Below are 18,538 nucleotides of genomic sequence, written 5' to 3'. Positions count from 1 at the left end.
GTACCGCTTGATCCGCGGCTTTTAATTTAAAGCTCAATTCGCGCACATTATGATCGCCTAGGTGCGGTTGTTCAATGTTTTTCAACAATTGGGATTGAATCATCACTTTTTAAAATTTGGCTGTAGGCTAATTGTTGTGACATTTTTTTAGCGGCATGCAAATACGCCTGTGCCAAATCACCATTAGGTTGTTCAAGTATTAACGGTAAACCGTTGTCAGCATGCTCTCGGATTTGAATATCTAATGGTAACTGACCAAGTAATTCCAAGCTTTGCTGTTCAGCTAATTTTTGCCCGCCACCACTGGCGAACACAAACTCTTTATTGCCGCATTTACGGCATTGGTAATAGCTCATATTCTCAATAATACCTAAAACAGGAATACTCACTTTGTTAAACATCGCGATACCTTTTTTGGCGTCAGCCAAGGCTATGTCCTGTGGTGTCGTAACCACTATTGCAGCAGTTAAAGGCACCATTTGCGCCATAGTCAACTGAATATCGCCGGTGCCTGGAGGCATATCAACAATCAAATAATCCAGTTCAGGCCATAGGGTTTCGTTAAGGATTTGCTGTAACGCTTTACTTGCCATAGGACCACGCCAAACCGTCGCATCATCACTGGGCACTAGATAACCAATCGAATTGGCCACCACCCCGTTACAGTTGATTGGGATCATATGTTTATTATCTTCGCTTTGCGGTCTTTGCTCAGGATTACCCAACATAATCGGCACAGATGGACCATAAATATCGGCATCTAATATGCCAACCGTTGCACCTTGCGCTTGTAACGCAAAGGCCAGGTTCACTGCCGTTGTAGACTTACCAACGCCACCTTTACCAGAGGCCACTGCAATAATATTTTTAATCTTTTGTAGGCGTTTGACTTTGGTTTTTTTGGCCGCAATATCGCAGCTTAATTGCACGTGATTGGAATCTAACCCAAGTTCGTCGATAGCGCCCATAATGAGTGAAAAATCCTGTTCACAGGCAAATGGGAAACAAAATTGCAATTTTTGCCCTTGCTGAGACAAACAATCCGTTATTTGCGATTCAGACAAGCTCAACATTTGTCCAATAAGCTGACAAATTTGCGTTATCTGGGGTTGATTAAACAGGGTATTCGACAAAGGTGACTCCTTTTGATGCAATTTATGTGATTTTATGCTGTTTTACTAATGCAATAACGCTGCATTTTCGTTACCATTTGCGTCCTTTTTTCAACTAATCAAGACTCGTAATCAAACATGCCAAATCAGCCACGTAAAATACTCGTCACCAGTGCCTTACCTTATGCCAATGGTTCTATCCATCTAGGCCATTTACTGGAACACATTCAAACTGATATATGGACACGTTATCAACGAATGCGAGGCAACCAATGCTACAGTGTTTGTGCAGATGATGCACACGGTACGCCGGTAATGTTAAAAGCTCAGGAGTTAGGGATTACCCCTGAACAAATGGTCGCGCAAACTCGAGCAGAACATCACCAAGATCTGCTTGATTTTCACATCGAATACGATAATTACTATGTGACCCACTCTGAAGAAAACAAAGAATTATGTGAAGAAATCTATAATCGCTTGAATTCTGCCGGCTACATCAGCAAACGTACTATCAGCCAATTGTATGATCCGGAAAAGAAAATGTTCTTGCCAGATCGTTTCATCAAAGGTACTTGCCCTTCGTGTAAAGCCGAAAATCAAAATGGCGATAGCTGCGACGTATGCAGTGCGACCTACAGCCCCACGGAAGTTATCAATCCGCGCTCTGTAGTATCCGGTGCAACTCCTATCTTGAAAGATTCAGAACATTATTTTTTCGATTTGCCAAAATTTGAAGATATGCTCAAAGAGTGGCTCGTCAGTGGTGCGCTGCAAGAAGAAATCGCCAATAAACTCAAAGAGTGGTTTGACGAAGGATTGCAACAGTGGGATATCAGTCGAGACGCGCCTTATTTCGGTTTTGAGATACCTGGCGCACCGAACAAGTTTTTCTATGTTTGGGTTGATGCTCCAGTAGGTTACATGGCGAGCTTCAAAAATTATTGTAATCAACATGATATTGATTTTGATAGTTTCTGGAATGCAGACTCAGATGCTGAGCTATATCATTTCATCGGCAAAGACATTACATATTTCCATTGTTTGTTCTGGCCCGCCATGCTTGAAGGTGCAGGTCTACGCAAACCAACGGGTGTTAACGTCCACGGTTTTGTCACGGTAAATGGCGCAAAAATGTCTAAATCCACGGGTACCTTTATTAAAGGACGCACCTATTTAGATCATTTGAATCCAGAGTATTTACGTTATTACTACGCCTCTAAATTAAGTGACGGCGTCACTGATATCGATTTAAATTTGGAAGATTTTGCGCAGAAAGTAAATTCTGACTTAGTCGGTAAAGTAGTGAATATTGCCAGTCGTTGCGCCGGATTCATCACCAAACGTTTTGACGCTACATTATCGGATAACGTCATTGAGCCTGAATTGCTTGCACAATTTAAACAAGCCTCTGATGACATTGCCAACATGTATGAAAAGCGCCAATACAACAGAGCTATCCGTGAAATCATGGCTTTGGCAGATAAAGCCAATCAATTCATTGATGCGCAAGCTCCTTGGGTGACCATCAAAGAAGAAGGTAAAGAGCAATATACTCACGATGTTTGTTCATTGGGAATCAACTTGTTCCGTATATTGGTTGTTTATCTTAAACCTGTATTACCAAAACTGGCTGAGCAAGCTGAAGCCTTCCTAAACGATGAACTTGATTGGGACAGTGCGCAACGTGACTTGGGTAAACATAAAATAAACAAGTTTAAAGCCTTGATGCAACGTGTTGATATGGACAAGGTTAACGCGATTATAGAAGACTCAAAAGAAAACCTTGAGCCTAAGAAGGTCGCAGCTCCCGCGTCGGAATCGGCCACCGATGGCCCACTTAGCAAAGATCCAATTGGTGAAACGATTAGCTTTGATGACTTTGCAAAAGTCGACCTACGTATAGCTAAAATAGCCAAAGCTGAACACGTTGAAGGTGCAGATAAATTACTGCGTCTGCAATTGGATCTAGGCGGAGAAACTAAACAGGTGTTCGCCGGCATTAAATCAGCCTATCAACCGGAAGACCTTGAAGGTAAGTTAACCGTAATGGTGGCAAATTTAGCCCCCCGTAAAATGCGTTTTGGTTTGTCAGAGGGAATGGTTTTAGCGGCTGGACCGGGTGGAAAAGATCTGTGGATCATGGAACCCCATGAAGGAGCACAACCTGGTATGAAAGTTAAATAATAGCTTCACTAACCTAACAACTGATCCACTATTAGGCGTTCATATTATGAACGCCTTTTTATTTGCCTAAAACAGACTTAACAACAGTACTTCAGCTATTGCAGTTAACGACTATTTTTTTGCATTGAGGTGCGAACGCTAGCACCTACCGTTGAGAACTTTGGTGAGGGTTTCCATTTTGGTTTAATTAAGGAAAGTGGAATCACACGCTTTTTGGCGACTATCACGTAAATACTCGAAAATATTGGCAAATATTTACGACAGAACGATTCTATTCCTGAAAAAAGCCGTGATTTACGCTTAAACATCAAACTCGAAAATACCAACTGATGTTGCTCAATGGTTTCAAAACCAAGCAAATGCAGCCAGTCATTTATTCGCATACTGCTAAAAAAGCGAGCTTCCCGTAAAATCTTATTTGATTTAAACGGAAGATAACGCAAAATCCCAGCCAAACTAAATGGATTGAAGCCCACTATCACCACGTGGCCATTGGGAATTAATGTTCGATCAATTTCTCTTAAAATTTGATGGGGATCTCTGGAAAAGTCCAGTTCATGGGCTAGCAAAAAAGCGTCGACGCTGTTTTCGCTAAAAGGCAGCTCATGGCTATCTGCGATAACTTGGTTACCTTTTATAGGTTGATGTTGCTCTACGCATTTTCGATTCACCACATTAACAATATGTTTGATTGCACATTCTGATAAATCGATTTGGCTGCTCAAACAGCCCACCTTAACTAAATGATAGCCAAAAAAACGCCTGCTACATGCTTCTAAGCTGGTTTCCACATGTTCTTTCATGGGCTCCCCAACAGGCAAAGCTTGCCAGGAAGTGGGATAAATCGGTTTTTTAGAGATTAAAGCAGGCTTCATATTGTCCAAACAATTGCGCAGCTACCAACAACTACATATAGTACAACACTAGCGAAGTGACACAAGCAAGGTAATTATGTCTCAAACAAAACAAACTCAGTCAATCCTATCGGTATTTCCTATCCCGGCGTTCACAGATAACTATATTTGGTGTGTACACAATGGCGTGAATTGCTGGGTGGTTGATCCTGGAGATGCATCACCAGTTTTAGATTATATTCAATCGACAAATTTAACCCTAAAAGGGATATTGGTGACCCACCATCACAATGATCATACCGGTGGCATTTTGGCCCTTTTAAAACACGCACCAGAGATTCCCGTGTTGGGACCAGACTATGGTAATATTCAAGGCTTGACCAAAAGATTGAAGGAAGGCGATTCAGTAGTGCTCGATTCCTTGGATCTTGAATTGGCGATTTTAGAGGTACCAGGGCACACCTTGGACCATATCGCGTTTTATGGTCAAAATATGCTGTTTTGTGGAGATACCTTATTTTCAGCGGGTTGCGGCAGACTTTTCGAAGGCACACCACAACAAATGCATGAATCTTTAGAGAAATTAATGAAACTCCCAGCACAAACTAAGGTCTATTGTACCCACGAATATACTTTAGCTAATGTGAATTTTGCGCTAAATGTAGAACCTGAAAACCAAGCTCTACACGCCTATTCAGATTGGGCAAAACATCAAAGAAGTCAGGGGCTACCTACTCTGCCTTCAAATATCGAACAACAAAAAGCGATAAATCCGTTTTTACGTGCGCAACAGGATGAAATAAAACATAATGCAGAACAATTTGTTGGCAAGAAGTTATCCAACGAAACAGACGTTTTCGCTGCAATCAGGCAGTGGAAAGACAATTTTTAGTGGAGCCAATGATAAGGGTCAAACAGGGTTTTTCAACACCGCAATGAAAATCACCTCTTTTTCGTTGCTAATGGTATTAACGGGTTGCCAAACATATATGGCGGACTCCCATGCCCAAAGCGAAACTCATCAAGAACAACTGATTGCCGAACAAATCAATAACAGCTGTGAACAGAAACACGCTTTAGCTGATGAGCTTTTTGATTGCACCTCCGCATCTCAGGGCACTATTCCTGTTACTCACCCTACAGAAATAGTAGAAATTACAGTTGAGCCAGACAATTACGTAGAATTACCTGATGATGAAATTGCTGATATCAACGAGTCAACTCAGAGCCCTGAAAACCTTTGGCTTAGAATTAAACAACAGTTAACTTTCCCGATCCCAGATAATGATCGTTTAAAGGCACAAAAAAATTGGTATCTGAAGCACCCTGAATATATGCAGCGAGTCGCAACTCGAGCCAAGCCTTTCATGCACTACATTGTTGAGCAAATTGAAAAGAATCAACTTCCCCTTGAGTTAGCTTTTTTGCCCATAGTAGAAAGCGCATTTGATCCTTTTGCCTATTCCCATGGACGTGCTGCAGGCATGTGGCAGTTTATTCCAGGTACTGGAAAACGTTTTGGCATGAAACAAACTTGGTGGTATGACGGAAGACGCGATGTAGTTGCATCAACTGAGGGCGCAATTGCCTATCTGACCTACTTAAATAATATGTTTGATGGCGACTGGCTACATGCGTTGGCAGCATACAATTCAGGTGAAGGTAGAGTCAGAAGTGCGATTAGACGGAATAAAAAAGCCGGAAAACCTACTGACTTCTGGTCGTTAGATTTACCTCGCGAAACCCGAGCATATGTGCCTAAATTATTAGCTCTTAGCAGCATTTTAAAAGATGCAGATGATGACAATATTGCGTGGACAGCCATTCCAAATAAACCTTTTGTTGAAGTGGTAGACGTGGAGTCACAAATCGATCTTGCGTTAGCGGCAGACCTTGCGGGATTAACCCTCAAAGAACTTCATTCCCTGAATGCTGGCTTCAATCGTTGGGCAACGGATCCTGATGGCCCTCACAGATTATTATTGCCTGTTGAAAGCGTTGACAATTTTGAGATTGCGCTAAATAAAATAGAAGAAAATGAACGTCTTAACTGGGTTAGGCATAAAATCAAAAGTGGTGACAGTTTATTAAAATTAGCCAAACAATATCATACCACCGTTGGCGTGATCCAAGGTGTGAATGATATGCAAGGCAACCTGATCCGGGTCGGAGATTATATTTTGGTGCCGGTTTCACTAAAATCTCTGGATTCATATTCCCTTTCACAAGAGCAGCGGCTGGCAACTACTCAATCTAAACCTCGCGGAAGTTACTCTTTAAATCACAAAGTAAAAAGTGGTGATACCTTTTGGGATTTAAGCCGCGAATATAAGGTCGACATGCGTAGTTTGGCCAAATGGAACGGTATGGCTCCCACCGATCCCTTAATGCCAGGTAAAAACTTGGTTATTTGGGTTAAACAAGCGTCTGAATCGCAACGTAAAGATGCGGTAATGCGCACGTTAACCTACACCGTTAAAAAAGGTGATTCATTAGCTCGAATTGCGAATAAATTTAAAGTGAATCTGGTCGATTTAAAACGTTGGAATCAAGATAAACTGCGTAAATATTTGCAGCCTGGACAGAAGATAAAAGTCTATGTTGACGTTACTCGTACCTAACAAGTCAAAGTTAACTAAGGTAAAGGAATGATCGATGCTGGGGTTTAATCGCAAAAATCTAAGCAAAAGCCATGAGGGTCCTTGGCTTTTGCTCGATTTATTTATGCTAGGATTATTATTCATTAATCTTATCTGGATTATTTTTGACTCCTTATACAGCACCGAAATCGTCAAACAATCATTAGCTTATGTATCGGAATCCTTAGTCACTGGCTATGCCCCTGTGCACAATAACTTCCTGTTGATAGATTTAGCCTTTGTCGCGGTATTCCTTAGTGAATTTTGCTTACGCTGGATAGTTGCAGTGGTAAAAAAGACCTACTTGAGATGGTATTTTTTCCCATTTATTCACTTTTACGATTTGGTTGGCTGTATCCCACTTGGTGCTGCTCGAATATTCCGTTTTTTACGGATATTTTCAATTCTTCATCGCCTGCATAAATATGAAATTATTGACCTTAGGCGCACAGCTTTGTTTCGCTTTATCGCATTTTATTATGAAGTTTTTGTAGAAGAGCTGTCTGATCGCATTGTTGTCAAAGTATTATCGGATGCGCAAAAAGATATCGCTGCAGGTTCTCCCCTAGTAGAAGATATTACTCAAAATGTAATCGCATCTCGACTGCCGGTGATATCCAGATGGACAGCATCAGTATTGAGTCATATTGGTGAGTCTATTGAACATAACGAACATGGCCAGTCCGTAAGACAACATGTGAACAAAAGTGTTGGTAAAGCAGTTAGAGGCAATCCGCATATTTCAACCTTAAAACTGGTTCCAGTGTTAGGTTCAACCATTGAGCGCACCTTAGAGTCCGCGGTGACAGACATTGTCACCCAATCAATCGTTAATCTGCTCAAAGACATGACCCCAGAAAAAATCGACGATTTTGTAAAACATGGGATTGGTCGATTTTCAAGTGAAGATGAAGCGTTAGATGATGAGGTATTAGCCGTGGTAAATGAATGTATCGAGCTGATAAAAAGTCATGTTTCGCAGCAGCGCTGGAAAACCGAATTTGAGCAAGAATCAACTGTCACAGCTGCAGTTGTTGAACAAAACAATCCACAAAATCCTCCGCAAATCTAGCGGGGAGGTTTATCCTGCGCTTTTTTGATATTTTTCATGGCCTGAAGGCCATGCTACAGATTAATTGCACCCTGTAGATGGGGGATTTATCCCCTACATCGCTGGCAACATCATCCATGACCTAAGGGCCATGCTACAAAAAAGCGGTGATGCATTTTATTCGATGATTCGTGTAGGCGGTGGCTTTAGCCCCGCGGTTGTTGTTCGGTGCTCATGGCCTAAGGGCCATGCTACAGATTAATTGCACCCTGTAGGTGGGGGATTTATCCCCTGCAACGCTAGCAACAGCATTCATGGCCTAAAGGCCATGCTACAGATTAATTGCCCCTGTAGGTGGGGGATTTATCCCCTACAACACTGGCAACATCATCCATGGCCTAAAGGCCATGCTACAGATTAATTGCACCCTGTAGGTGGGGGATTTATCCCCTGCAACGCTAGCATCGTCATTCATGGCCTAAAGGCCATGCTACAGATTAATTGCACCCTGTAGGTGGGAGATTTATCCCCTACAACACTGGCAACATCATCCATAGCCTAAAGGCCATGCTACAGATTAATTGCACCCTGTAGGTGGGAGATTTATCCCCTACAACACTGGCAACATCATCCATGGCCTAAAGGCCATGCTACAGATTAATTGCCCCTGTAGGTGGGGGATTTATCCCCTACAACGCTGGCAACATTATTCATGGCCTAAAAGGCCATGCTAGGGATTAGATTTTTCGCCAAATGGTGCCGTTGGCGCTGTCTTCTAACACCACCCCCATCGCCGTTAGCGCATCACGAGCAGTATCGGCCGCTGCCCAATCTTTTTCGGCTCTGGCATCGTTACGGGCTTTAATTAATCCTTCGATTACCGAAACCTCATCGCCTTGAGCGGCGCCACCTTGCAAATAGGCCACAGGATCCATTTGTAAAAATCCTAAGATGTCTCCTAATTTCAACAAAATACCGGCTAGATCTGATTTTTCTTGGCCCTTGCTTTTGTTGATATCTTTCACCAAGTCAAACATCACAGCGAAGGCTTCTGGTGTATTGAAATCATCATCCATGGCCGCTTCAAAACGCTGTAAATAAGTACCTTTTTGCATATCCACGTCATGGTTAGGCTGACTATCACGCAAAGCAGTATATAGACGTTCCAACGCCGATTTAGCTTGCTTGATGTTGTCCTCAGAATAACTTAGCTGACTGCGATAATGGGCAGACATCAAGAAATAACGCAGGGTTTCAGCATCATAATCTTTTAAAACATCTCGCAAGGTGAAAAAGTTGCCTAGGGATTTAGACATTTTTTCTGAATCCACCTGTACCATTCCTGTATGCATCCAGTAATTCACATAAGGAGTGTCAAATGCACAGCAAGATTGTGCCACTTCATTTTCATGGTGAGGGAAGATCAAATCAGAACCACCACCGTGAATATCAAAGTGCGTGCCTAAATGTTTGCTATTCATGGCCGAACATTCAATGTGCCAACCAGGACGACCTTGCCCCCAAGGAGAATCCCAATAAGGTTCACCGGGTTTAACTGTTTTCCACAATACGAAGTCTAGAGGGTCAGTTTTATCAGCTGACACCTCTACTCGCTCACCGGCATTAAGCTGATCTAAATCTTGTCGACTCAATTTGCCATATTGCTCGTAGGTACTCACATCAAACAACACATCACCACTAGGCGCTTGATATGCATGTCCTTTAGCAATTAATCGTTCAATTACGTCGATAATTTCAGGAATATGAGTGGTAACACGCGGCTCGACATCAGGCTCTAGCAAATTAATTGCAGCAAAATCTTCATGCATCAAAGCAATGGTGCGCTGAGTTAACTGCTCAGGGGTTTCGCCGTTTTGATTGGCTCTTTGGATAATTTTGTCATCCACATCTGTAATGTTTCGAACATAATTCACCTCGTAGCCTTTGTGGCGCAGGTAGCGCACCATTAGATCGAAACTCAGATAAGTACGAGCATGTCCCATATGGCAAACGTCATAAACCGTAATCCCACAGACATACAAACCCACTTTGCCAGCCACTAATGGCTTAAAAGTCTCTTTTTGTCGAGTGAGGGTATTGTATATTTGTTGCATTATATTGGTTCCATTGGTTATCTTTATAAATAATTGCGCGATTCTAGCACCGACTCATGTCGACATAAACCAGCGTGTTAGCAAAAATTAACACAAATTATTATTCCAAAGTGACAGCAACAGCTGAAATATTTTTATGATTGCGATACACTACTTAGCTGAACAAATTTAAATTCACTACTTTATCCACAGGAACCCTTGATGGTAAAACTACATACAAACTATGGCGTAATCGTACTTAACCTTTTTGAAGATAAAGCACCGAAGACGGTTGAGAACTTTTTAAGCTATGTAAAAGATGGATTTTACGACAACACAATATTTCATCGCGTCATAGATGGATTTATGATCCAAGGCGGTGGATTTGAGCCAGGAATGGACCAAAAAGATCCAAATGAGCCTATTCAAAATGAAGCGAATAACGGTGTAGCAAATAACACTGGTACTATTGCTATGGCTCGCACCAATGATCCACATTCAGCGACTGCGCAATTCTTCATAAACCTTAAAGACAATAGCTTCCTAAACTTTCGCAGTGAATCAATGGAAGGTTGGGGATACTGTGCATTTGGTGAAGTAGTTGAAGGCATGGATATCGTGAACAAAATTAAAGGGGTTAAAACATCCCGTCACGGAATGCATGATGATGTACCTGTTGAAGACGTCGTTATTCAAAAAGCTGAGATAACCGATTAATAACATTAAAAAGGCTGATTTTAATCAGCCTTTTTTGTTTTCCTTATGAAACCATATACTTACTTTATTTCAGACTTGCATTTAAGTGCTCAGCGTCCTGACATTACCGCGTGTTTGGCGTCTTTTTTGAGTGACCAAGCCTTAGGGGCTGATGCTTTATATGTCCTTGGCGATTTGTTCGAATATTGGATTGGCGACGACGATCGCAATGAATTTAGCGAACATGTAGCAAGCTTATTTAAGCAGTTTTCACAAACCGGCGTACCCATCTATTTTATACACGGAAACCGTGATTTCTTAATTCGAGAAAAATTTGCGCGCAGAGCAGGCATGACAATTTTAAACCAACAACATGTCATCAATCTGTATGGAACTTCGACTCTGTTGATGCATGGTGACGAACTCTGTACGTTAGATCTCGCCTACCAAAAATTTCGGAAAAAGGCCCGTGGTTGGTGGTGGCCAAGAATGATTTTAAGCTTGCCGTTATGGGTTCGCAGAAAAATTGCCGAAAAAGGACGAAAAACCAGCCAACAAAATCAGCAAAAACTTAGCATGGAAATAATGGATGTGACTTCCGCAGAGGTGGTTAACTATATGCAGGAATATAATGTCCAGCAATTGATCCACGGTCATACCCATCGTCCCGCCATTCATCAATTAGAAGTCAATAGTAAGCCAGCTCTTCGAATTGTGTTAGGTGATTGGTACGATCAAGGTAGTATGCTAAAAATCACTCCTAAATCCATTGATTTGATCAGCGCAGATTTAACAACTCCACCGTAGGTGACGGATTTATCCCCTACAACGCTGGCAACACCATTTATGGCCTAAAGGCCATGCTATAAACTCCCCTCCTGTAGGTGGGGGATTTATCCCCTACAACGCTGGCATCGGCATTTATGGCCTGAAGGCCATGCTACAAATTCCCCTCCTGTAGGTGGGGGATTTATCCCCTACAACACTCGCAACACCATTTATGGCCTAAAGGCCATGCTATAAACTCCCCTCCTGTAGGTGGGGGATTTATCCCCTACAACGCTGGCGGCATCATTCATGGCCTGAAGGCCATGCTACAAATTCCCTTCCTGTAGCTGGGGGATTTATCCCCTACAACGTTGGCAACACCATTTATGGCCTAAAGGCCATGCTACAAATTCCCCCCCTATAGGTGGAGGATTTATCCCCTACAACGCTGGCAACACCATTTATGGCCTGAAGGCCATGCTACAAATTCCCTTCCTGTAGCTGGGGTATTTATCCCCTACAACGCTGGCAATATTATTCATGGCTAAAGCACAAAATTATTTGTTTTGAGCTTGTTACTCTTAAATTATGTACCGTTTATCTAACAACTATGTAATTTAGATTCAATTATAGGTAGAGTAACGCGGTTAATATTGATTAAATTATTTTATAAAATTTCAGTACTGGTTTCATAGACATGAGAGTACTGAATACAGCGTTTCATGTAGCTTTGGATTTTGATGTATACATCATAAAGCGAAAAATTGAGGATTTATGAAAAAAACACTTATAGCGGCCAGCATAGCGAGCGTATTTATTTTAAGCGCATGTAATAAGTCTGCAGATACACCTGCCCCAAAACAAGATGTGGCAGCCACAACGCCAACAACAAAGGCTGAATTAGGCGACTTTGGTATTGAGCTGGATGCAAGAGATGAATCAGTTAAACCCGGTGACGACTTTTTCCGTTACGCAGGTGGTACTTGGTACGATAACTTTGTAATCCCTAGTGACAAAGTTCGCTATGGTGCCTTTACAAAATTAGCTGAGCGCAGTGAAAAGCAAATTAAAACTATCATTGATGAATTAGCAAATACTAGCAATAGCGAAGAATTGACGTCGGAAGAACAATTAATTGCCAATTTCTATAAAGCTTACATGGACACTGAAGCGGCAAATGCCAAAGGCATCGCAGCCATTTCTCCAGTGCTAGAAAGTATCAGTAGTATTTCAGATAAAACCCAACTAACCGCCATGTTTGGCCGTGCTTGGCTCGACGGTTCGGCAAGCCCGATCTATGGTGGAATGTGGTTTAATCGCCTCAATCCAGATCAATACCAAATGTCTGTGGGTGTTGGTGGCTTGGGACTTCCTGACCGTTCATACTATTTAGAAGATAGCGAACGTTTTATAGAAATACGTGAAGCATACGTTGCGCACATTGAAGAGATGTTGAATTTTGCAAAAGTCGAAGATGCAGCACAAAAAGCCAAAGGCATCTTAGCCTTAGAAACCAAAATCGCTGAAGCGCAATGGCCTCGCGAAAAACGTCGCGATCGAGATTTGACACTCAACCAAATTGAACGGCAACAACTGTCAACCGATTACCCTGGCTTTGACTGGGATACCTATTTTGCAGAAACTGAATACAAGGTTCCGCATTTAAATATGTCACAGCCTGAACCGATCAAAAAAGCCATTGAATTAGTCAATAGTGAACCCCTCTCTGTTTGGAAAGATTATATGACTTATCATACGATCACCAACCAAGCTGAGTTGCTATCTGACGAAATTTTCAGTGCTAACTTTGAGTTTTATGGCAAAACATTAAATGGTCAGCAAGAACCTCGTCCTCGTTGGAAACGTGCTATAGCGCAAATGTCAGGTACCCAATCCCTTGGATTTGCTATTGGTAAAACTTACGTCGAAAAGCATTTTCCAGCCAGTTCTAAAGCACAAATGGCCGAACTGGTTGAAAACCTCAGAACCGCCTTGGGCGAACGTATCGATAGTTTGCAATGGATGGGGGATGAAACCAAGAAAAACGCACACGCTAAGTTAGCGTCTTTTCGTCCCAAAATTGGCTACCCTGATGAATGGCAAAGTTTCAATGGTCTAGAAATTAAGCCTGATGACCTAATTGGCAATGTACAACGTATTCGTAAGTTTTTTAGGGATGATAGCGCAGCTCAAGAACTTGAAAAAACAGATCGTGAACGCTGGGGCATGTCACCTCAACAAGTAAACGCGTATTACAATAGTTCGTTCAACGAAATTGTTTTCCCTGCGGCAATTCTGCAACCACCATTTTTTGATCCCAATGCTGATCCAGCGGTAAATTATGGCGGCATAGGGGCAGTAATAGGCCACGAAATGGGTCATGGGTTTGATGATCAGGGCTCTAAATCGGATGAAAATGGTATTCAGCGTAATTGGTGGACCGATGAAGATCGTGCCGCATTTGAAGCTAGAACCGATGCGTTAGCTGCCCAATATGATGGTTATGAGCCAATTGCAGGCAGTCATGTAAATGGTCGTCTGACTCTGGGTGAAAATATCGGTGATGTAGGCGGTTTAGCAATGGCCTATCATGCATATAAATTAAGTTTAAATGGCAAAGAAGCACCGGTAATTGATGGTGTTACTGGCGATCAGCGTTTCTTCTTAGCTTGGGCTCAAGTCTGGCGTGAAAAACGTACTGAACAAAGTCTGATGTCACAGCTTAAATCTGACCCCCATGCTCCGGCGCGATACAGAACTGTTGCCCCTCGTAACCATGACGCTTGGTACAAAGCATTTAACGTTCAACCGGGTGATGCACTTTATTTGGCACCTGAAGAACGCGTACGTATCTGGTAATAATGATTAAAACAGCAAGCGCAAGCATTAGCGCTTGCTGTTTTTATTTAATTCAAATTATCCAAATGTTAAACCCAGCGATGCCAGCACTTTTGCTTTAGTATTGATATCGTTTGAAGCTTCTTTCACAAAATTAACTTGCTCTAAATTTTCTTGCGAAATATTACTCACATTTAAAATACTATCGTTAACTTCCTGAGAGACCAATCTTTGCTGTTCAGCAGCTGTGGAAATCTGAAATGCGAGCCCTGATATCTCAGAAATTTGCTGATAAACGCCCTCAATTAACTCTCGCGACTGCCTAGTATCAGCAACACATTCGATTGCAGCATCTTTACCTTCATTCATGGATTTAGCCCAAGTAAGTAAAGTGGATTGAATTTCATTAATTGAAGTTTGAATTTGTTCGGTAGCCGAATGGGTTCGACTCGATAAAGCACGCACTTCATCGGCAACTACCGCAAAACCGCGACCATGCTCACCAGCTCTTGCCGCTTCAATAGCCGCATTTAGCGCGAGTAAATTGGTTTGATCGGCAATACCTTGAATTTCACTCATCACGTTGCCAATGCGCTGCGCCTCTTCAGCCAGTTGGCCCGAAGCATTTGCAGAGCTTTCCACATCTTCAGCCAACTGCGACACTTTGTGCATTGTTTCGGTCATTGCTTTAGTGGCATTTTCACAACCTTGATTAGCACTTTCAATTTTTTGTGAAGTTAAGGTAATGTTGTTTGCCACCTCGCTAATCGAAGCGCCCATTTGCTCGATTGCAGCGGATACTTGATGTACTTCAGCCGTTTCTTTTTCAACACCTTCGGTCGCTCGTTCAGCTGCAGATTTTAGCTCGACGACAACGTTGTATAAAGATGCAGAACTATCTATTACCCGTCCGATGATAGTTCGTATTGCCCCCTGATGCATTTTTGCGGGGAAATCAGCAACACTGACAATGCCCGTACCTGAAAAAACAAATCGAGAGACACTGTCATAATCTTGCTGAGATTTTTTAAGATAGTTTGGCAAACTAAAGATTTCACTTTTGAATACCAAATAAGGTAAGCCCACCAGTAACAAAGCAAAATAAGGCATAAACATTGTTGCACCTAAAATAGCGGCCGCTAAGAGTAAAAATATAGCGTGTTTAATCCCCCAATTTAACGCCCATTTACGTTCGGCCTTCTCGCCTTTATTCAATTTAGAGTAAAGAGCTTCTGCACGTTTACGATATTCAGGTTGCAGAAAACGACGGACCGATTGAAAACCTTTTAAATCGCCATTTTCATAGACCGGAGTGACATAAGCATCAACCCAATAATAGCGACCATCTTGGCAACGATTTTTCACCGCCCCACGCCAAGGTTGCTTGGCTTTTAGTTTTTCCCATAAATCTGCAAATGCCGCTTTAGGCATATCAGGATGTCTTACGATATTGTGATTTTTGCCAACGATTTCGTCTCTGGTAAACCCAGCTACCTCACAAAACTTGTCGTTTGAGTAGGTTACTACGCCGCGAAGATCTGTAACAGATACCAACTCTTCATCTACCCCAAAAGTGACTTCTTGGTCGACAATATTCTGATTGCGTTTACCCATTAACTCGACTCCATTTATTCCATTAAATTCAACAAAACAAGATGTTGAAATACAAGATAATTATAATTATAAATTACTTTTGCTAATAGCTCACTGCATTTAGAACAATATGTTAGTGCTCCAAGTATAGACTGAGTTTGAATGTTATCGGCGTAAGTCTCCAATCTATAACCCAATTAATTGGATAATTTAATACAAAAAAGACAAGCCGAAGCTTGTCTTTGTCTTTTGACCTTTGAATTTATATAGGCGTTTAGCTTTCTCTGATTAGATAATCAAAGGCTGATAAAGAGGCTTTTGACCCCTCTCCCATTGCGATGACAATTTGCTTATAAGGCACGGTTGTCACATCCCCAGCAGCAAAAATACCAGGCTCAGAGGTTGCACACTTGTGATCTATCACCACTTCACCAAATTTACTAAGTTCAACCACATCTTTTAAGAATGCGCTATTAGGCACTAAACCAATTTGAACAAATACACCGGCTAAAGCTTGTTGCTTTATTTCCCCGCTAACTCTGTCTTCATATTCAAGGCCGACTACTTTGCCATTTTCTGACAATATCTGTTTAGTAGCGACGTTTTTGATAATCGTTATTTTACTATTAGCTTCGGCTTTTTCCACCAACACTTTGTCTGCTTTTAAGTCAGGTAAAAATTCGAAAACAGTGACATGGTCAACCATACCAGCTAAATCGATAGCAGCTTCGATACCAGAGTTACCTCCTCCAACTACCGCCACATCCTTGCCTTTAAAAAATGGTCCATCACAGTGCGGACAATAGGCCACGCCGGAACCCACATTTTCTTTTTCGCCAGGGACTCCCAGTTCACGCCATTTTGCACCAGTAGCAATAATCACTGTTTTAGTTTCAATAATTTCACCACTGGATAAATGGATTTTCTTGGTTTTCCCTTTCTCAATTTTATCAACACGTAAAAATTCTTTGATATTGACTTCGTAATCGTTCAGGTGCGCCAATAAATTACCGGTTAGCTCTGTACCTGTAGTTTTGGGAACGGAAATTAAATTTTCGATTCCCACAGTGTCTTTAACCTGACCACCTATTCGATCGGCAATCATAGTGACGTTCAAGCCTTTTCGAGCAGAATAAATCGCTGCGGCAACCCCAGCAGGTCCGCCACCAATAACAGTCACATCTTGAAGTGGTAAGGCTTCGTTATCATCGCCACCCACAATATAAGGGTAACGTTGGATTAATTTGTCGACCAACTGTGCGGTATCAATTTTACCATTGGCAAATAACTCGCCATTTAAATAAACACTAGGAACACCTTGAATGTTGCGCTGCTCAATCAATTCTGGAAACAAGCCGCCATCAAGCATTTCAGTACTTATAGTGTTATTCAATAATGCAAATTGATTTAACGATTGCACAACATCCGGACAGTTGTGGCAACTTAACGAAATAAAGACTTCAAAGTGCAAATCGTCTTTCACTTTCTGTACCATGCTTTGCAAGGTTTTATCGAGTTTAAGATCCGTTCCAGAAGATTGTAAAATGGCTAATATAAGTGAGTTAAACTCATGCCCACTGGGAATGCCTGAAAACGAGATACCGTTGTTTTTACCGTTTACTTCTAAATAGAATGTAATTGGGCTACGTAAATTAACATCCCGCTCAATCAATGTCAGATTGTCTGAAACTGAGCATAATGATGTTAAAAATTGGACTAATTCTTGACGTTTTTCGTGCTCACCAGTTTGTAGAACTAGTGCCACGCTGTTAGTCATATTTTTGGTATACGATTTTAGAGCATTTAAAATATCGTTATTTAACATAGTGTTACCTTTTTACTGCAAATAAACTGGTGAAAAAAATGGCGGGTAGAAGCATTAACCTCCTATAACCCGCCAATTTACGTGGATTGTTTTAAATCTAGATTTTACCCACTAAATCCAAGCTAGGAGTTAAGGTTGCTTGACCTTGTTCCCAAGCGGCTGGACATACTTCACCGTCGTTTTCACGTACGTATTGAGCTGCTTTAACGTTACGAACCATATCTTTTGCGTTACGGCCGATGCCGCCAGCGTGAATGTGCGCTACTTGGATAACGCCATCAGGGTCAACCAAGAATGTGCCACGATGTGCCATATGATCTTCTTCGATCATGACATCAAATCCGCGAGTAATGGTGCCAGTTTGGTCGCCAATCATTGGGAAGTTGATTTTACCAATGGCGTCTGAAGAATCGTGCCATGCTTTGTGAGAGAAATGCGTGTCAGTTGATACTGCATATACTTCTACACCAAGACCTTGAAGCTCTTCGTAATGTGAAGCCATATCTTCAAGTTCAGTAGGACATACGAAAGTAAAGTCAGCAGGATAGAACAAGAAGATGCCCCACTTTCCTTTAACACTTTCAGACGTTACTTCAACGAACTCGCCGTTATGAAATGCTTGTGCTTTAAATTCTGGGATAGTTTTTCCGATCTGAGCCATGTTTGTATTCCTCTAAAATAATAAATTGCTTTAAATAGTGTTTGCTTAAAAAGCGTGCTTGCTTTCGACGGGGAGAATAATAGTTCGAATCAACGTGCAGTTAAATTTAATTAAATCTATACTTATCTTCTATTTTTTAGAACCATGAAAGTAGCGTGTTTTCTGTTTGCTACTGATACAATCAAGCTAATTAGAATTAATTTGAATTTATGTTCAATTTTTTG

General features: G+C 41.6%; 13 protein-coding genes. 7 read left to right on the top strand and 6 right to left on the bottom strand.

Going from position 1 to position 18,538, the window contains the following annotated elements:
• Positions 1–71: 71 nt before the first annotated feature.
• Positions 72–1,133 (bottom strand): iron-sulfur cluster carrier protein ApbC, encoded by a 1,062-nt coding sequence (apbC, locus tag VUI23_RS07565; RefSeq protein WP_342807588.1) that lies wholly within the window; start codon positions 1,131–1,133, stop codon positions 72–74.
• Positions 1,134–1,250: 117 nt separating this feature from the next.
• Between apbC and metG the strand changes: the two genes are divergently transcribed.
• The gene (gene metG, locus VUI23_RS07560) at positions 1,251–3,296 is read left to right on the top strand and encodes a methionine--tRNA ligase (RefSeq protein WP_342807586.1); all 2,046 of its coding nucleotides are present in this window, start codon (positions 1,251–1,253) and stop codon (positions 3,294–3,296) included.
• Positions 3,297–3,400: 104 nt separating this feature from the next.
• On the opposite strand, the gene VUI23_RS07555 is transcribed toward metG, so the two are convergent.
• The gene (locus VUI23_RS07555) at positions 3,401–4,171 is read right to left on the bottom strand and encodes a methyltransferase domain-containing protein (protein ID WP_216047035.1); all 771 of its coding nucleotides are present in this window, start codon (positions 4,169–4,171) and stop codon (positions 3,401–3,403) included.
• A gap of 76 nt (positions 4,172–4,247) precedes the next feature.
• Here VUI23_RS07555 and gloB point away from each other — a divergent pair, with 76 nt between their 5' ends.
• Genes gloB through VUI23_RS07540 form a run of 3 tightly spaced genes read left to right on the top strand, consistent with a single transcriptional unit; the run spans position 4,248 to position 7,861 of the window.
• Positions 4,248–5,042: a hydroxyacylglutathione hydrolase gene (gloB, locus tag VUI23_RS07550; protein ID WP_342807585.1), complete on the top strand. Its 795-nt coding sequence runs from the start codon at positions 4,248–4,250 to the stop codon at positions 5,040–5,042.
• A 43-nt stretch (positions 5,043–5,085) separates the two neighbouring features.
• The gene (locus tag VUI23_RS07545) at positions 5,086–6,771 is read left to right on the top strand and encodes a LysM peptidoglycan-binding domain-containing protein (RefSeq protein ID WP_216047046.1); all 1,686 of its coding nucleotides are present in this window, start codon (positions 5,086–5,088) and stop codon (positions 6,769–6,771) included.
• Between the two features lie 34 nt (positions 6,772–6,805).
• Positions 6,806–7,861 carry an ion transporter gene (locus tag VUI23_RS07540; RefSeq protein WP_342807584.1) on the top strand — a complete coding sequence of 352 codons (1,056 nt, stop codon included), beginning with the start codon at positions 6,806–6,808 and terminating at the stop codon, positions 7,859–7,861.
• A gap of 716 nt (positions 7,862–8,577) precedes the next feature.
• Here VUI23_RS07540 and cysS read toward each other — a convergent pair.
• On the bottom strand, positions 8,578–9,954 hold the full coding sequence (gene cysS / locus VUI23_RS07535; RefSeq protein WP_342807583.1) for a cysteine--tRNA ligase: 1,377 nt from the start codon (positions 9,952–9,954) through the stop codon (positions 8,578–8,580).
• Positions 9,955–10,155: 201 nt separating this feature from the next.
• Between cysS and VUI23_RS07530 the strand changes: the two genes are divergently transcribed.
• The 3 genes from VUI23_RS07530 (at position 10,156) to VUI23_RS07520 (ending at position 14,256) form a co-directional block, all read left to right on the top strand.
• The gene (locus tag VUI23_RS07530) at positions 10,156–10,650 is read left to right on the top strand and encodes a peptidylprolyl isomerase (protein ID WP_216047039.1); all 495 of its coding nucleotides are present in this window, start codon (positions 10,156–10,158) and stop codon (positions 10,648–10,650) included.
• 45 nt (positions 10,651–10,695) lie between these two features.
• The gene (lpxH, locus tag VUI23_RS07525; protein ID WP_342807581.1) at positions 10,696–11,436 is read left to right on the top strand and encodes a UDP-2,3-diacylglucosamine diphosphatase; all 741 of its coding nucleotides are present in this window, start codon (positions 10,696–10,698) and stop codon (positions 11,434–11,436) included.
• 735 nt (positions 11,437–12,171) lie between these two features.
• Positions 12,172–14,256, top strand: coding sequence for a M13 family metallopeptidase (locus VUI23_RS07520; RefSeq protein ID WP_342807579.1), 2,085 nt, complete (start codon positions 12,172–12,174; stop codon positions 14,254–14,256).
• A gap of 57 nt (positions 14,257–14,313) precedes the next feature.
• Here VUI23_RS07520 and VUI23_RS07515 read toward each other — a convergent pair whose 3' ends face one another.
• From VUI23_RS07515 to ahpC, 3 genes are all read right to left on the bottom strand, one after another.
• Positions 14,314–15,849: a PAS domain-containing methyl-accepting chemotaxis protein gene (locus VUI23_RS07515; protein WP_303500131.1), complete on the bottom strand. Its 1,536-nt coding sequence runs from the start codon at positions 15,847–15,849 to the stop codon at positions 14,314–14,316.
• Between the two features lie 253 nt (positions 15,850–16,102).
• On the bottom strand, positions 16,103–17,653 hold the full coding sequence (gene ahpF, locus VUI23_RS07510) for an alkyl hydroperoxide reductase subunit F (protein WP_342807577.1): 1,551 nt from the start codon (positions 17,651–17,653) through the stop codon (positions 16,103–16,105).
• 97 nt (positions 17,654–17,750) lie between these two features.
• Positions 17,751–18,314, bottom strand: a complete 564-nt coding sequence (gene ahpC / locus VUI23_RS07505; RefSeq protein WP_216050410.1) for an alkyl hydroperoxide reductase subunit C — start codon at positions 18,312–18,314, stop codon at positions 17,751–17,753.
• Positions 18,315–18,538: the final 224 nt, after the last annotated feature.

Origin of the sequence: Alteromonas sp. M12, from assembly GCF_037478005.1 — a bacterium.
GTDB classification, from domain to species: Bacteria; Pseudomonadota; Gammaproteobacteria; order Enterobacterales; family Alteromonadaceae; genus Aliiglaciecola; species Aliiglaciecola lipolytica_A.
This window is presented reverse-complemented; position numbering and strand designations above follow the sequence as displayed.

Coding starts and splice junctions, on each gene's coding strand:
- VUI23_RS07520 (WP_342807579.1), top strand. CDS start 12,172: ATGAAAAAAACACTTATAGCGGCCAGCATAGCGAGCGTATTTATTTTA.
- ahpF (WP_342807577.1), bottom strand. CDS start 17,653: ATGTTAAATAACGATATTTTAAATGCTCTAAAATCGTATACCAAAAAT.
- cysS (WP_342807583.1), bottom strand. CDS start 9,954: ATGCAACAAATATACAATACCCTCACTCGACAAAAAGAGACTTTTAAG.
- metG (WP_342807586.1), top strand. CDS start 1,251: ATGCCAAATCAGCCACGTAAAATACTCGTCACCAGTGCCTTACCTTAT.
- VUI23_RS07555 (WP_216047035.1), bottom strand. CDS start 4,171: ATGAAGCCTGCTTTAATCTCTAAAAAACCGATTTATCCCACTTCCTGG.
- VUI23_RS07530 (WP_216047039.1), top strand. CDS start 10,156: ATGGTAAAACTACATACAAACTATGGCGTAATCGTACTTAACCTTTTT.
- VUI23_RS07540 (WP_342807584.1), top strand. CDS start 6,806: ATGCTGGGGTTTAATCGCAAAAATCTAAGCAAAAGCCATGAGGGTCCT.
- VUI23_RS07515 (WP_303500131.1), bottom strand. CDS start 15,849: ATGGGTAAACGCAATCAGAATATTGTCGACCAAGAAGTCACTTTTGGG.
- gloB (WP_342807585.1), top strand. CDS start 4,248: ATGTCTCAAACAAAACAAACTCAGTCAATCCTATCGGTATTTCCTATC.
- ahpC (WP_216050410.1), bottom strand. CDS start 18,314: ATGGCTCAGATCGGAAAAACTATCCCAGAATTTAAAGCACAAGCATTT.
- lpxH (WP_342807581.1), top strand. CDS start 10,696: ATGAAACCATATACTTACTTTATTTCAGACTTGCATTTAAGTGCTCAG.
- VUI23_RS07545 (WP_216047046.1), top strand. CDS start 5,086: ATGAAAATCACCTCTTTTTCGTTGCTAATGGTATTAACGGGTTGCCAA.